We start from the raw sequence: 15,450 nt of genomic DNA, 5'->3' as shown, positions 1-15,450 counted from the left end.
ATTACTGATAAGTAAGAATGAAAACGATAATTTGTAGCCATTGTGACATGGTTTCACAACAACCTAATATACCAAAAGGCTACGTTGCAAAATGTGCTCGTTGTAATCATGTGTTTTGCAAAAGCATAACAAGTAAACCTAATAAGATTTTTGCTTTGGCTCTGGCAGCACTATTAGTTTGTATTCCCGCCTTTTTATTTCCACTAGTTTCAATCCATTTATTAGGCATAACAGAACAAACCAACCTCTTACAAGGTGCTATAATGATGATTGATATAGCCCCTGTAGTCTCTTTTGTTGTGTTATTTTGTGCGGTCGTTGCGCCTACGCTATTAACTATTTGTATCGTATTTAGCAGTGCGTGTATGATGTTTAAAAAGCGCCCTTGGTTACTTAACTATGTGCTTAAACTAACCAGCATCATCATTCATTGGTCTATGTTGGAAGTTTATTTAGTCAGCTTTATGGTCGCCGTTTTTAAATTAACAAGTTATGCAGAACTTTATTTTAATAGTGGTTTGTACTTCCTAGTCGGATTTTTAATATTAAATATGACTATGATCAGCGAATATGATAATGCTCAAAATTGGAAATATTTACTTAATGAATAAACCACTAATAGCAGGGATAAGTGCGATACGACAAGGCAGGCAACTATGCCGAATTTGTGAAAGGCATTCTTCTATCAATGATAATCAAGAATGTTGCCCTTATTGTGGCAGTCCTATTTCACCCCGCATTAAAAACAGCCAACAAAAAACATGGGCATTATTGTTCACGGCATTTATTTTCATCTTTCCTGCTAATCTTTACCCTATTACTTACTTATTAAAAAATGGGACACGTTACCCTGATACTATTTTTTCAGGTATTGTAAGCTTATTATCCAGCGGCATGTCTGGTATAGCATTTATTGTTTTTATCGCATCTATCGTCGTGCCTATATTAAAAATTGTTGTGTTAGCTTTTATTTCACTCGCCGTTCATTTTAAATGGCAATTTAACCCTAAAAAACAACTTATTGCTTTTACGTTAGTCGACTGGATTGGTCGTTGGTCAGTATTAGACCTATTTGTTATATCAATAATGGTCGCGGTGTTCGATAAAGGAAACTTCTTATCCGTTTACCCAGGGATCGCAGCAACCTCCTTCACGGTGGTTGTTATTACTACATTATTCGCAGCGCAGAGTTTCGATACTCGTCTAATATGGGACGCAAATACCGATGCAAGATAACCCTTCTACAACACCGATCGTAACTAAATCAAAGTATATTTCACCTGTTTGGTTTCTACCTTTTATTGCTACATTGTTAGCTCTTTGGATCTTATTTCAAAATATCACTCATAAAAATATGCGGGTTAATATCCACTTTACGAATGCTGGGAGTATTATCGTTGATAAAACCAAAGTTCGTTATAAAGGCGTGATTGTAGGGACCGTAAAGAAAATAGAATTAGATGAAGTCGATGGCGTTAATGTCATTGCAGAAATAGAGTCTCATGCGACTTTTTTATTAAGAGATAAAAGTAAATTTTGGTTAGTTTCGCCAAAAGCCTCTTTAACTTCCATTACTGGTTTAGATACTTTATTTTCAGGTAGTTACATTAACTTGTTACCAGGTGAAGGTGAAGAAGCTACTGAATTTATTGCGACAAGAGAGCAACCTATTACTATTCCAGACAAAGCATTATTAATTAATTTAAAAAGCGATAATGCCGCTTCTATAAATATTGGCACCCCTATCTTTTTTAAAAAAATACAAGTAGGTGAAATAGCGCGAGTACGTCTTGATAAAACAGGTCAATTTGTCAATATCCAAGCCTTTATTGAGAGTAAATACGGCCATTTAGTTAAACAACAAAGTAAGTTTTGGAACATTAGTGGTTTGAATGCAAATATATCACGTACAGGTATTGACCTTAAACTCGATAGCCTGACAACTTTAATTGCAGGCGGGGTTACTTTCAGTAGCCCAGATTCCTCTCCCGCTTCTTTAGAAAAACAACAATATCAATTGTATAATGATATCGATGCCAGTGAAGAAGGGTTAAGTATTACTCTTAAATTAACGAATACCAATAATTTACCAGAGCGTGCAGGTATTTTATTTAAAGGACACGGTATTGGACGTATTGATACCATCAATTATGACTCGAAAAGCCAACTTTTTATTGCAAAAGCAACAATCAATCCAGCATTTAGCAATTTAATTACAGAAAGTGCTCGATTTTGGATTGAAAAGACCTCTTTTTCTTTTTCTAAAATTGACAACTTAAGTAACCTGATTACTGGTGATTACATTAGTTTTTCACACGGCGACAATTATCAGAAAGAACAGTTACGTACTGAATTTGTAATAAAGACAGAACAATCTTTTCTGGAAGATAATAGTTTATCAGTTGAATTAATTGCAGATAATGCAAACGGATTAACTGATGGAGCCCCAATCAGCTATAAAGGACTTAATATCGGTAAGGTCAACGCGATAACATTAACTGAAGATAGCAAGAATATTAAAGCGACTTTAAGCATAAATGAAAAATTTAGTTACTTAGTGAATAAAAACAGTAAATTCCACCTATTAAGCGGTATTAACTTTAAAGCCTCTTTAAAAGGCATTGAAGTGGATAGCAAACCATTACAGAATATTATTCAAGGTGGTATTGCACTTTATAATGAGTCGCCAATAACAAAGAAAAACGTTCAAACACTTTATCAAAGCAAACGTCCTTTCTATTTGTACGCGTCTAAAGAGATGGCAAAACTAGGTAAAGATGCCTTTGCTGAACCATTAAATTTAAAGTTACTAAGTAAAAACTTACCCTCTGTTAGTATCGGTTCTCCCGTTTATTATCATAAATTACAGGTTGGTGAAGTCAGTGACTTGCGATTACATAACTCTAGCTTAATGCAAACGAGCATTAACATTAATCCTAAATTCAAACATTTAATTAGCAAACAAACTATCTTTTGGAATGTGAGTGGTTTTGAAATTGATGCTGGCCTTTCTGGCATAAAAGTAAATACAGAATCATTACTCGCACTTGCCACTGGCGGTATTGCTTTAGAGTTTTCTCCATCGGCCACCGCTAACATCACTAGCGAAGGTCAATACCGTTTATTTGATAGTTACCAACAAGCAACACAACCACCGAAGCAAATTACTTTGATTTATGATGATGCATCTGACTTAAAAGTCGGTAACAAAGCAAAGTTAAAAGGACTAGAAGTAGGTAAAGTAAGCCAACTAACCCTTAATCAAAATAATAAAATAATGGTGACATTAGATATTGCCCCAGAGTATTTTGATAAAGTAGCAAAAAAAGGCAGTCGCTTTTGGGTGGTAAGAAGTGAGATTTCATTGTCTGGTGCTAAAAACTTATCAACCTTGATCAGCGGAGTATTTATTAATATTCAAACTGGCAATGGCGATAAAAATATTGAGTTTAAAGGTGAACGTAACGCACCAATACTCGCACAACATAAAACAGGTTTATCTATTATTTTAGCGGCGAATAATGCAGGCTCTACTGATACTGCAAGCCCGGTTTATCATCGTCAAATACAAATTGGTGAAGTCACTGAAAAACGCTTAAATGATGATGCATCGGGTGTTGAAATAGTGATTAACATTTATCCTGAATATACTCATTTGATTCGTGCTAATAGTATCTTTTGGCCAGCTTCTGGCTTTAACTTAGATATAGGAATAACAGGTGCTTCCCTAAAATCGACTTCTCTTACCTCTTTAATCAAAGGCGGTATTAATATGAGCACTCCAGATGACGAAGCTTTACAACCTCAGAGCCAGTCTTTTTCAACGTTTAAATTAAAATCAGAATTTGACGACGATTGGTTACAATGGAAACTGAAAATTCCTAAAAGTAATTAATTTAACTTTATGTTATCTTGCGCGCACTTTCAGTGCGCGTTTTTGTAAGGATCCAAATGGATAGCAATACTTTTATACCCCAAGCATTTATAGATAAAATGTCGACCATTTTACCTGATAATTTAAATATCGATGAACTGGTTGCCGCTTGTCGACGTCCTTTACGTCGTGCTATTCGTGTTAATACACTAAAAATTAACATTGAAGACTTTCATGTTATCGCTGATAAAAAAAACTGGCAATTAACTCCTGTTCCTTGGTGTAAAGAAGGTTTTTGGATTGAAATAGGTAATGCAACAGACAACGAAACCTCTCCTTTAGGCAACAGTGCTGAACATTTAGCAGGACTATTTTATATTCAAGAAGCCAGTTCAATGATGCCTGTCTCTGCGCTGTTACATTATTTCCAAGCAACAGATAATGCAACGGATAATGCAACACTGTTAGATGCAGCGGCAGCACCTGGCTCAAAAACAACGCAACTCGCAGCGGCTATTGATAACCAAGGTTTAATCATTGCGAATGAGTATTCGTCTAGCAGAATTAAGATGTTGCATTCAAATATTCAACGCTGTGGTATTAAAAATGTTGCCCTCACGCATTTTGATGCGGCCGTCTTTGGGCAATGGTTACCCAACACCTTTGATGCTATTTTACTCGATGCGCCCTGTTCTGGTGAAGGCACGGTACGTAAAGATAAACAGGCGATGAAGAACTGGGATCAAACCGCAATAGAATCAATATCAACGGTACAAAAAACATTAATAGAAAGTGCATTTAAAGCACTTAAAACTGGTGGGGTAATGGTTTATTCGACTTGTACTTTAAGCCTAGAAGAAAACCAAGATGTTTGTTTGCATCTGAAACAAGCTTACCCTGATAGCGTTGAATTCCTTTCTTTAAACAATTTATTTAAAGACGCAGATAAAACCTTAACACCTGAAGGTTTTTTACATATTTGGCCACAAATTTACGATACGGAAGGCTTTTTTGTTGCTGCTATTAAAAAAACGGCTGAAGTAGCAGTTGAACCTGCACAAAAACGACTCAGAAAATTTCCTTTTCAGCCAACGACACAAACAGTGAGGAGTAATTTATATGACTACTTTGAAAACCAGTTCTCTATAACAGAATTAACAGGGGTGCTGTATCAAAGAGATGATGAATTTTGGTTATTCCCAGAAAACATTATCCCTTTAATTAATGAATTACGCTTTTCTAGATTAGGTATAAAGATAGCAGAAAAATTTGGTAAAGGACGTAAGTCAGGCTTTAAATCTACTCACGAATTTGCCACTTGTTTTGGCCAACAAAGTCCTCTAGCAATAGAGTTATTAGCGCACCAAGCAAGAGAGTATTACCAAGGGCGAGATATCCATGACATTGATACTAACAACTCAAAAGGTGAAGTCATGTTATGTTATCAAGGCCATGTAATTGGTTTAGGGAAGTCGTTAGATAATAGAGTTAAAAATAGTTTACCAAGAGATTTAATTATCGATAAAAATTTGTTTGATGAGTAGCCATTAACATCATGAGTTTTGTTACATAAACAAGACTCATGATATTAACTGTTATCAATAGGCGTTCTTGTGAATAAACCCTTTAAATACCGTTAAGACTAGTATTTTAAGATCAAAACTAATTGACCAGTTTCTAATATATTCCAAATCAAATTCAACGCGTTTTTCCATTTTTTCTAATGTATCTGTTTCACCACGCCAACCATTAATTTGAGCCCATCCAGTGATACCTGGCTTAACTTTATGGCGTAACATGTAAAAATCCACCAGCTTTCTATATTGTTCGTTATGCGCAACCGCATGAGGTCGAGGCCCTACTAATGACATACTGCCAGACAATACATTAATTAACTGTGGCAATTCATCCAATGATGTTTTTCTTAAAAAAGCACCAAGTTTAGTGATACGACTATCACCTTGCACTGCTTGTTGAATAACATCGCCATTATCCATTGAACTCATAGAACGGAATTTCCAAACTTTAATGGCTCTGCCATCTAATCCATAACGTAACTGTTTAAATAAAACAGGTCCCGTTGAGTCCAACTTAATCAGTAACGCAATAATCAGCATAGGCAAAGCAATAATAGATAATATTAATGAGGCCCCTACTACATCTTCAATACGTTTAAGTAATCTTGATGGTCCAGTCATAGGAGATTCATAAACACTAATCGTTTGTATCGAACCGACATGAGATAAACGCGCGTTGAGTAAGTTAAACGTAAAGAAATCAGGAACAAGAAACACATCAATCGTTGTATCTCCTAACGCTCTTAATACACTTTCTATACGTTTTTGAGCAGCCAATGGTAATGCGATATAAATAACATCAATATCACCTGCTTTAGCGAATTCAATCCCTTTATTGATACCACCTAATACCTGCTCTGTATATTTACTTTCTGTCCGAGTATCAGCTCGATCATCATAGAAACCAGACAGCGTATAACCTGTTTCGGGTTTATTAACGAACTGATCTGCTAACAACTCCCCCGATGACGTTAAACCGAATATAGCCACTTTTTTAGTATAATACCCTGCTCGACGACGTTTAAATAAAAACACATAAAACAACAAACGCCAGCCAGCTAATGCAATGCAATTAAACAACATCCAAACACCAATCACTAAGCGAGAGATATCAAGACTAGTTTTACTAAAAAATAAAAAAATGACAACACTGAATATGCCAGCAACCCAGCATAAAAAAGTATAGCTTGCGACACGAGAAAACTCACCAAGACGCCATGAACGATAAAGGTTATGGCTGTCGGCAGCAAAAACAAATCCTATCGAGGCAATCAAGCCAACCACAAGGTAAAGATTGGTTAACTCTTCATGTTGAAAATAAAGTATAAAAAATAAACTTACTTGTATAACAAAAAAATCAATACAGCGGCACAATGCCGAATACGCATTTTCACTATCTTTAACATAGTGTTGATCAGACATTTAAATCCCTTTAAAAATTCAACATTAAGGTAAGCCAAGCAATATCTATTGATTGGCTTACTTCAATTAAATTATTCCGCGAGTATCAATAACAACTTTAGTCGCAAATTGTGTACGATCTGTTGCTTTAAATTGCTTATGGTCAACTAACACTACGACTACATTCGCTTTATCTAACGCATCTTCAAGTGACGTTAATGTAATACCTGAGTCAGACAACGCACTAGGCAGTTGCTTAATATTAGGCTCTACTGCAATTATTTCACCGACTTCTTTCGCAACTAGGTCTTTTACTATTTCTAGCGCAGGACTTTCACGTAGATCATCAATATCTGCTTTAAAAGCAAGTCCAAGACAAGCAATGACAGGTCGTTTAAACTCATCTGCCGCTTTACAAATTTGTTCAACAACGTAATGAGGCTTGGCATCATTGGTTAATCTAGCTTGTCTGATAATATTGGCTTCTTCAGGGCAGCTATCAACAATAAACCATGGGTCAACAGCGATACAATGACCACCCACACCAGGGCCTGGATTAAGAATATTAACGCGTGGATGACGGTTCGCTAATTTAACTAGCTCCCACACATTAATTTTTAACTTGTCACAAATAACCGACAGTTCATTAGCAAATGCAATATTAACGTCACGGAATGAATTCTCTGTTAATTTAGCCATTTCCGCGGTGCGAGCATTAGTAACAATACATTCACCACGCACAAATTTTTCATATAGCTGAGTAGCAAGTTGGCTACAAGCACTTGACATACCACCAATAACTCTGTCATTTGAAACGAGTTCTTGTAATACATAACCAGGTAACACACGTTCAGGACAATGGGCTACTTTAATATCAGCCGCATCCCCTTTATCCTGTGGAAATGACAAATCAGGGCGCGCTGACTTTAGCCATCCAGCTAATTTCTCAGTCGTTCCGACAGGAGATGTTGACTCTAAGATAACTAAATTACCTTTTACTAATACCGGTGCAATCATATTGGCAGCAGATTCAATATAAGATAAATCAGGAGAATGAGATGAACTCGCATCTTGTTTAAAAGGTGTCGGTACAGCCACCATGAATACATCAGCAGGCTCTGCAGTGGTGGTTGCTCGTAATTTCCCAGTAGTTACAACACTTCGTACTACGATATCTAGATCAGGCTCTACAATATGAATTTGCCCAGCGTTAATCGTATTCACGGCATTTTCATTAACATCGACACCAATAACGTCGATACCACGAGATGCAATCACAGCAGCAGTAGGTAATCCGATATAGCCTAAGCCGATAACAGAAACAGTTTGAAATGGCATAATTAATCCTTTAATAATTCTTTAACAATTCGTGTGCATGCTAAACCATCGCCATAAGGGTTATGAGCTTTGGCCATGGTTTGATAGCTAGTAGGGTCAGTTAATAATAAAATGGTTTCAGAGGTAATACGCTGTACATCGGTACCCACTAGTTTCACGGTTCCCGCTTCAATAGCTTCAGGTCGCTCTGTTGTATCGCGCATGACTAATACTGGCTTGCCTAATGAAGGCGCTTCTTCTTGAACGCCGCCTGAATCGGTAATAATCAAGTAACAACGATTCATTAAATAAACAAACGGCAAATAATCCTGAGGTTCAATCAAGAACACGTTATCCAACTTACTTAATAAGCGATTAACAGGCTCTCTTACATTTGGATTCATGTGCATTGGATAAACAATTTGAACATCCGGTTGCGCTTTTGCGATATTCGCTAGCGCTTCACATATTCGTTCAAAACCGCCGCCAAAACTTTCACGTCGATGGCCAGTAACGAGCACCATTTTTTTGCTTTTATCTAAAAATGGAAATTGTTTATCGAGTAAGTCTTGCAAACCAGTATCAGATTCTAGTTTTTGTTTAACCCATAACAAAGCATCAATCACCGTATTACCAGTGACAAATATACGATCTTGCGGTACTTGTTCTTTTAATAAGTTTGATTTCGATAAGTCTGTCGGAGCGAAGTGGAAACGAGTCAATACCCCAGTTAATTTTCGATTAGCTTCTTCAGGCCAAGGTGAATATAAGTTGCCAGTACGTAACCCTGCTTCGACATGCCCGATATTAATTTGCTTATAAAAGGCAGCTAAAGACGCAGAAAAAGTCGTTGTAGTATCACCATGAACTAACACTACATCGGGTTTGAAATCATCAAGTACCCCTTTCAGGCCACTTAAAATATTTTCAGTAACATCAAACAGATCTTGTCCTGGTTTCATGATGTTCAAATCATAATCAGGCATAATATCAAAAAGCTGTAAAACTTGATCTAGCATTTCTCTATGTTGAGCCGTCACACAAACTTTACTCTCAATTCCTGCTTCAGCAGCAAGTTTGTGCACTAATGGAGCCATTTTAATAGCTTCAGGTCGTGTACCGAACACGGTTAACACTTTCTTCATTGAATAGCCTTACAAGTTATTACGATATTTAATAGGTTTAAGTAACGAGAGATTCATGCGGCATTTAATTACTCATAAATAGATAAACTTAAGTTTATCATCTCGATCACGTACTAGAATGACTCCGGATTATACGTTGAAACCCTTGTATTTTATATAAAAAATATAAATTACAAAATTTAAATCATTTACACAATATTATTTATTATAAGTTAACCACTTACTTAAAATATCGGCACGATAAGTACATTGAATTAGATATAAAAAGTAATACACAAAAATATATTAAGCATGCAAACAAACTAAATGTTGAAACTTGTTTTCATCGCTCAATTGTAGTTCAAAATAACCACGCACACCCAACTGTGTAAAAAAAGGAACAAAACGCATTGCAGGCAATTGAATCATAGCACCTTGATCACTTCTAACTTTCACTGCGACATTAGGTGTTCTGTATAATTTTTCAAACTCTTGATAACTAATATTTATTCTAAAATAATAGGATTTCATAATACCTCTTTAGCCATGGTCAAATGAGTATAACGCCCTAATGATGCCTAGGCTTTTTGTTGACAATACTCTTTCTCCATCATTAACAGTTATTCAACATTATCTGCTGCAAAATCAACTGATTTCATGTAGCTATGTTATGTAGTTATGTAGTTATGTAGTTATAACTATGTAATGCATACACCTGTTTTTACAAAAACTTGCAATCACCTTCTTTTAGCCAAGCTAACAGGTCTGCTTCAAACAACAAATAGTAGGCGATAAACACGCTACTTTTTCACGTAGTATATCCAATTCAACGAAATTGAAGTTACCAAAGACAAGATTTAAAAAACGTTGTGTCTATTTGTTATAAAACATTAATGACACTAAACCATCAACATTTAACTAATCTAATAAAGAGTGTAATGTTTGCTTAGGCTCTACTAGCCATTCCAATACGGCATGATTAAAAATAAGATCAAACTGTCCATCAATATGATTATGTCGCGTCTGAATGGAGCAATGTATTATTTATATATTGTCTTTATAAGGTTTATCAGTTACTTTTTTTTAGCAATTGATAAAAATCCATCAGAAATATTGCACAATACAATTCGATGCTTTAATGCAACTAGTTTTTGACTAAAATAGCCAAGCCCTCCGCCTGTATCTAACACGCTTAATCTTGGTTTATTTAAACATTGAAGACAACTAAGCAACTCACACAATTACTTTTCGAATTTCACCTTTATGATTACCATAAATATTGTTAACAAATTTTTGAGCAATAGGGTCAAAATGATGGTCAGTCACTTAATATTCTCATTTACTTTAATACGGTGATAAGTAACCTAACTTCTGGATAAGCAAAGTAATACAACACGCGATTTCCACGGATTTCTGCGTTAAATTACCTCTCAATAATCCGTTATTGCTTCAATAACTCGTATTGAACTACGCAAAACTAACGGTACTGTATAATTAAAAAAACAATCAAAAAATATAACCTTATGGTTTTAAATATAATTCCACTTTCATTAACTAGAATGAATTGAGGTTAGATATTAATTATACGTGACTTATTATTGAATATTAACCTACATTGAATAAGTTCTAAGACGATTTTTAAAGTCAATATACCAATTAGCTATGTCAATTCGCTATATGTGATTATGGTAATAAGTAATTGTATGGCATCATTAAATGAAGTGTTCAATCCCTATTAAACAGAAGCCGCTTTATCAAATTTGCAACAGGCGGACTGGTTTTATAGATAAAGCGCTAAACGCCATTAAATCTATTCATAATAAGCCTACTTACTCTATAGGCAATTAAGACATGTTATTTTACAAACGGCATTAATAACAAACAACGAAAGGCTAAAGAATGGTATTTCTAATTAAAAAATGGCTAGGAGGTTTATTAATGCCCTTGCCCCTCTCTTTAGCACTGTTATTTGTTAGTCTATTATTGCTCTTTTTTAGCCAACATCAAACGTTAGCGAAATCATTAACACTGTTCAGCTTTTTAATTTTATTCGGTTTTAGCCTATTACCGACCGCTTACCACCTAGCCAAACCACTTGAAAGGCAATATCCCCCTTTATTAGATCCCGAGCAATCTTTAGATTATATTTTAGTACTTGGTTCATCAGGGATTAATGACCAGAAATTACCGATTACAGGACGGCTTTCAGCCACAGCATTGAGCCGATTTAGTGAAGCATTACGTCTTTACTATGCCAATCCAAATGCCTCTATCGTTGTATCTGGATCCGCTTTTGGAGACAGTAAAAGCCATGCACAGCTTTTACAGCAACTAGCCTTAGCGTTCAATATCTCAGAACAAAAAATAATTCGTCTAGATAATGCTCAAGATACCAATCAAGAAGCCCTGCAGATGTCAGCAATCATTAAGGGTAAGAAAGCGGCATTGGTGACATCAGCAACACATATGCCTCGCGCAATGTCCCTATTTAAAAAATATCAACAATCTCCTATTCCAGCACCAGCAATGTACTTAGCAAAAGAGAACTCAAAGGAATTACCTTCATACAATTACATCCCTTCCGCTTATCAGTTGTATAAATCACAAATAGCATTACATGAATATTTAGGACTACTTCAACAATGGCTTGTCTCTAATACGACTTCTAAGTAAATAGTTTTTTATTAGGTAAGTAACCTCAGTTCTGGCTAAGCAAAGCGATACAACATCGCTATTTCCGCGGATTTCTGCGTTAAATTATCTCTCAATAACCAGTTATTGCTTCAATAATTCGTCTTGACTACGAAAAACTAACGGCACTGTAGAGTAAAAAATAGTACCTTATGATGTTAAGTGTAATTCCGCTTTCATTAACCAGAATTGAGGTTAAGTGAAACAAAAATTTGCCGCTGTGAACGTTTGATCAAGGATAATATCTATATAATACCAAAAGAATTAATAAGGTGACCATTCTTGCTGGTTAAAATCACCCCTAACTGCATTGTGAGTTTTGAAGTGAGAACAACTATCTCCTACAACTCACGCCTTATTAGTGTTAATTTTTCCTGCGCAATCTCTGATCACTTATTTAATCCCATTGGTATAAGCAATTGAAATTTAGGTATAAAAAAGCCTGTTACTGACGTTACTCTTACTATGAGCAAATCAATGACAGGCGTTTTAATATATTGATATTCGCTTTAATGCTTTAATGCTTTAATGCTTTAATGCTTTAATGCTTTAATGCTTTAATGCTTTAATCTTAATGTTGATATCGTTATTAACATTAAGATAGCGATGACCGCTAAATACCTTAATTTAAATTTTTAAACTAATTGTGATGGTCTTTTAATAACCGCTTGTCCGACAATAACACTCTCACCATTAAAGGTCATAGTAGGAGAGCCATAAAGCTCATAACCTTCTTTTAATACTTTAGTGACTTTGCTACAGAACTCAGCATCATCCTTACCTGTAATTAATTTATAACTTTCAATTGAATTTGGCATATTAACCCCTTGTATGAAGCCTATTGAATGAAATCAGCATACAACTATTCACTTCAAAGGCATATTATTACTCAAAAAATTTGTGAATCAACAACTTAGATGTACAAAAAAACGGCATATAGCCGTTTCTTTTCATTCGAAATGAACAATCTTATGTAAGTTAATACAATCCTAATTAAGGACGGTATACTTTAACATTATCAAATCCAGCTTCTTTTAAATAAAGCGCTTGTAATTGACTCATCACACCACGATCACAGTAAAGTAAATAGGTTTTTTCTTGTGCAAGTGTTTCGAATTGATTACTTAATTTAAAGAAAGGCAAATGTTGTACTTCAACCCCTTCAATTTCTAATGGTTTTTCATCTCTTTCGTCAGCAGAACGAATATCTAATACCACTTCATTAGCTTCAAAAGCAGAAACAGATTCAACTTCTACCAACTGCTCTTTTGCATCCGTCGCAATATCTTTAATATCTAAGACTTTTGCATCAAAAACAACTTTATCAATGAGAGACATGTCGAAGTTAGCTTCTTCCTTCTGAATTTTAGTCATCACTGCTTTAACAGTCGGACGCTGTGAGATAACACCACAATATTCAGGAATTGTTTCAGATATTTCAGCGGTACCAATTTCACGCGCACAATCAATAATATCTTGTTTATCAGTAGCCACTAATGGGCGTAAAATAAGCGTGTCAGTTACTTGGTCAATCACTGATAAGTTACGTAAGGTTTGGCTTGAAACCTGACCTAATGCTTCCCCAGTTACTAACCCTTCTATTTCTAAATTCGCAGCTACTTTTGCCGCCGCGCGCATCATCATACGTTTTAATACAACGCCCATTTGACCGTTGTCGACTTTTTCTAATATTTCAGCAACAACGGGTTCAAATGGAACAGAAATAAATTTAACACGATGTGATGCACCAAAACGCTCCCACAAATGATAAGCGACTTGTTTCACACCAATTTCATGTGCGGCGCCGCCTAAATTAAAGAAACAATAGTGAACACGTGAGCCTCGTTTCAATAATTGGTAACTAGAGACACCTGAATCAAAACCGCCCGAAATTAATGATAAAACAGATTCTTGTGTTCCTAATGGGAAACCACCTAATCCTTTATGACGTTGATCAACCATAAATAATTTATCTTGGTTGATTTCAATATTAACTGTTATATCTGGATTTTTTAATTTAACAGCAAGTGCATCAGTGTGTTGATTTAAGCCACCACCGACATAACGTTCAACTTCATTTGATCCAAAGTCATGGGTACCAATACGTTTTGCACGAACACAAAATGTTTTGCCTGCAAGACTATCCCCAAAACATGCTTTTGTTTGCTCGTATATGTCATGAATATCAGTAAAAGTAGATTCAGTCACTTCCAAGAAAAACGCAATACCAGGCGTACTTTGTAAATAATGGATCACTTTTGCTTTATTATCAGGATCATCATTTTCACTACGAACAATAATTTTATCCCATTCGAGTATCACTTTAATATCTTCATCATGACGAGTCAGTACGTTACGGATATTGCCCTGTAACATTTTGCTGAAGCGCTTACGCACAGGTTTACTTTTCATCATAATTTCAGGAAAAAGTTTAACGATAAATTTCATGGGTACCACTCTTGGATTCAGGACTGTATAAATTTTGAAGTGCGAATTATACGCACTACTTGGTCGTGCGCAATGATTATACTAATCAGGCTGCTGTAAAACGGTAAAGTTAACTTCACAACTACCTTTATTAGCGGCTATATAAAAAACATTATCTGTAATAGTAATACTAAAATCCATTGTTCGCTCAACCAAAGCCGCGAGTGCTTGAATTTGCTCAAATTCAAATTGATAGACTTCCGCTTTAATGGTTGAGAAATCTTTTTGCGACTGCTTCCACCACACACCAGATTTAGTATTAAACGTATACACTTTAGCTACTTTAGCTTGACGACATGCTTTTTTGATACGATCAAAAGCAGGCTCACCCACATCAACCCACAGTAAAAATTCATCGCTGTAATTTTTTGCCCAAATATCAGGATCATCCGCTTCACTCAACCCTGTGGTAAAACTTAAGAACTCTTGATTGTTTAATACAAACGCTAAGATACGCGTCACCATACGTTCTGTGGTTTCAGAAGGATGTTGTGCGACGGTCATGGCAATCGTTTCATAAACATCATTATCTAAATTCGATACATTAATGTTCATTTTAAAAATAGTAGGCTTTAACGCCATTTTGTTTCTCCAAAAAAAAACCACGCTCTAAACGTGGTTTTAAAATATATCAACTAAAATATTGCTTATTAATTAGTCTAACATTACTAATTAAACGGCAGATTTATATCTAGCTGTAATAATAAGCGCTAAGAATATAGCAAATAGAATTGAAGTACTAGGAGCAGGTACTCGTACTAATACTATTCCACCTTGATTTGGGTTAAATGATTCTGAACCACCAAAGATCCATTCTTCCTCATAAATTCCATATGCACCATCATTAATATAAGGCAGATTCAAGTCTGAAGTGCATAACGACTAAACAGCTATAGCTGCCATATGTTCAGCCATTAATTTGGCTGGCGTATTGTAATCTAATTTCTTTCTTGGTCTTTCATTGAGTTTCACTATTACA

The 15,450-nt window shown here is 35.5% G+C and carries 13 protein-coding genes; 5 read left to right on the top strand and 8 right to left on the bottom strand.

Going from position 1 to position 15,450, the window contains the following annotated elements; all coding sequences use genetic code 11:
* The first annotated feature begins 17 nt into the window (after positions 1-17).
* From SP041_RS15085 to rsmF, 4 genes are read left to right on the top strand one after another with little or no spacing between them, the layout of a single operon-like run.
* Positions 18-611, top strand: coding sequence for a paraquat-inducible protein A (locus SP041_RS15085; RefSeq protein WP_037048690.1), 594 nt, complete (start codon positions 18-20; stop codon positions 609-611).
* Complete coding sequence (locus tag SP041_RS15080) at positions 604-1,236, top strand: paraquat-inducible protein A (RefSeq protein WP_025564045.1); 633 nt, start codon at positions 604-606, stop codon at positions 1,234-1,236. The genes SP041_RS15085 and SP041_RS15080 overlap by 8 nt, the downstream gene beginning before the upstream one ends.
* Positions 1,226-3,895, top strand: coding sequence for an MlaD family protein (locus tag SP041_RS15075; protein WP_025564043.1), 2,670 nt, complete (start codon positions 1,226-1,228; stop codon positions 3,893-3,895). Before SP041_RS15080 ends, SP041_RS15075 begins: the two co-directional genes overlap by 11 nt.
* A 56-nt stretch (positions 3,896-3,951) precedes the next feature.
* Positions 3,952-5,418 carry a 16S rRNA (cytosine(1407)-C(5))-methyltransferase RsmF gene (rsmF, locus tag SP041_RS15070; RefSeq protein ID WP_025564041.1) on the top strand — a complete coding sequence of 489 codons (1,467 nt, stop codon included), beginning with the start codon at positions 3,952-3,954 and terminating at the stop codon, positions 5,416-5,418.
* A gap of 54 nt (positions 5,419-5,472) precedes the next feature.
* Here the strand turns inward: rsmF and SP041_RS15065 are convergent, their stop codons facing one another.
* From SP041_RS15065 to SP041_RS15050, 4 genes are all read right to left on the bottom strand, one after another.
* Positions 5,473-6,873: an undecaprenyl-phosphate glucose phosphotransferase gene (locus tag SP041_RS15065; protein WP_025564039.1), complete on the bottom strand. Its 1,401-nt coding sequence runs from the start codon at positions 6,871-6,873 to the stop codon at positions 5,473-5,475.
* A gap of 66 nt (positions 6,874-6,939) precedes the next feature.
* On the bottom strand, positions 6,940-8,190 hold the full coding sequence (gene wecC / locus SP041_RS15060; RefSeq protein WP_025564037.1) for a UDP-N-acetyl-D-mannosamine dehydrogenase: 1,251 nt from the start codon (positions 8,188-8,190) through the stop codon (positions 6,940-6,942).
* 2 nt (positions 8,191-8,192) lie between these two features.
* Positions 8,193-9,314 (bottom strand): UDP-N-acetylglucosamine 2-epimerase (non-hydrolyzing), encoded by a 1,122-nt coding sequence (gene wecB / locus SP041_RS15055; protein ID WP_025564035.1) that lies wholly within the window; start codon positions 9,312-9,314, stop codon positions 8,193-8,195.
* Between the two features lie 285 nt (positions 9,315-9,599).
* On the bottom strand, positions 9,600-9,824 hold the full coding sequence (locus tag SP041_RS15050) for a DUF2835 domain-containing protein (protein WP_025564033.1): 225 nt from the start codon (positions 9,822-9,824) through the stop codon (positions 9,600-9,602).
* Between the two features lie 1,368 nt (positions 9,825-11,192).
* Between SP041_RS15050 and SP041_RS15045 the strand changes: the two genes are divergently transcribed.
* On the top strand, positions 11,193-11,966 hold the full coding sequence (locus SP041_RS15045; RefSeq protein WP_025564032.1) for an ElyC/SanA/YdcF family protein: 774 nt from the start codon (positions 11,193-11,195) through the stop codon (positions 11,964-11,966).
* Between the two features lie 653 nt (positions 11,967-12,619).
* Here the strand turns inward: SP041_RS15045 and SP041_RS15040 are convergent.
* The 4 genes from SP041_RS15040 to SP041_RS15025 all read right to left on the bottom strand — a co-directional run bounded on the left by SP041_RS15040 (position 12,620) and on the right by SP041_RS15025 (position 15,335).
* The gene (locus tag SP041_RS15040; RefSeq protein ID WP_037050897.1) at positions 12,620-12,802 is read right to left on the bottom strand and encodes a DUF1737 domain-containing protein; all 183 of its coding nucleotides are present in this window, start codon (positions 12,800-12,802) and stop codon (positions 12,620-12,622) included.
* A gap of 175 nt (positions 12,803-12,977) precedes the next feature.
* Complete coding sequence (thiI, locus tag SP041_RS15035; RefSeq protein ID WP_025566192.1) at positions 12,978-14,432, bottom strand: tRNA uracil 4-sulfurtransferase ThiI; 1,455 nt, start codon at positions 14,430-14,432, stop codon at positions 12,978-12,980.
* A gap of 81 nt (positions 14,433-14,513) precedes the next feature.
* On the bottom strand, positions 14,514-15,053 hold the full coding sequence (locus SP041_RS15030; RefSeq protein WP_025566191.1) for a YaeQ family protein: 540 nt from the start codon (positions 15,051-15,053) through the stop codon (positions 14,514-14,516).
* Positions 15,054-15,143: 90 nt separating this feature from the next.
* Complete coding sequence (locus SP041_RS15025) at positions 15,144-15,335, bottom strand: hypothetical protein (protein WP_137297903.1); 192 nt, start codon at positions 15,333-15,335, stop codon at positions 15,144-15,146.
* Between the last annotated feature and the right edge of the window lie 115 nt (positions 15,336-15,450).

It is taken from the genome of Psychromonas sp. SP041 (assembly GCF_000470315.2).
GTDB lineage: Bacteria > Pseudomonadota > Gammaproteobacteria > Enterobacterales > Psychromonadaceae > Psychromonas.
The sequence above is the reverse complement of the archived record's forward strand: the minus strand, read 5'-3'. Positions and strand labels throughout refer to the sequence as shown.

Coding starts and splice junctions, on each gene's coding strand:
- SP041_RS15085 (WP_037048690.1), top strand. CDS start 18: ATGAAAACGATAATTTGTAGCCATTGTGACATGGTTTCACAACAACCT.
- SP041_RS15080 (WP_025564045.1), top strand. CDS start 604: ATGAATAAACCACTAATAGCAGGGATAAGTGCGATACGACAAGGCAGG.
- SP041_RS15075 (WP_025564043.1), top strand. CDS start 1,226: ATGCAAGATAACCCTTCTACAACACCGATCGTAACTAAATCAAAGTAT.
- rsmF (WP_025564041.1), top strand. CDS start 3,952: ATGGATAGCAATACTTTTATACCCCAAGCATTTATAGATAAAATGTCG.
- SP041_RS15065 (WP_025564039.1), bottom strand. CDS start 6,873: ATGTCTGATCAACACTATGTTAAAGATAGTGAAAATGCGTATTCGGCA.
- wecC (WP_025564037.1), bottom strand. CDS start 8,190: ATGCCATTTCAAACTGTTTCTGTTATCGGCTTAGGCTATATCGGATTA.
- wecB (WP_025564035.1), bottom strand. CDS start 9,314: ATGAAGAAAGTGTTAACCGTGTTCGGTACACGACCTGAAGCTATTAAA.
- SP041_RS15050 (WP_025564033.1), bottom strand. CDS start 9,824: ATGAAATCCTATTATTTTAGAATAAATATTAGTTATCAAGAGTTTGAA.
- SP041_RS15045 (WP_025564032.1), top strand. CDS start 11,193: ATGGTATTTCTAATTAAAAAATGGCTAGGAGGTTTATTAATGCCCTTG.
- SP041_RS15040 (WP_037050897.1), bottom strand. CDS start 12,802: ATGCCAAATTCAATTGAAAGTTATAAATTAATTACAGGTAAGGATGAT.
- thiI (WP_025566192.1), bottom strand. CDS start 14,432: ATGAAATTTATCGTTAAACTTTTTCCTGAAATTATGATGAAAAGTAAA.
- SP041_RS15030 (WP_025566191.1), bottom strand. CDS start 15,053: ATGGCGTTAAAGCCTACTATTTTTAAAATGAACATTAATGTATCGAAT.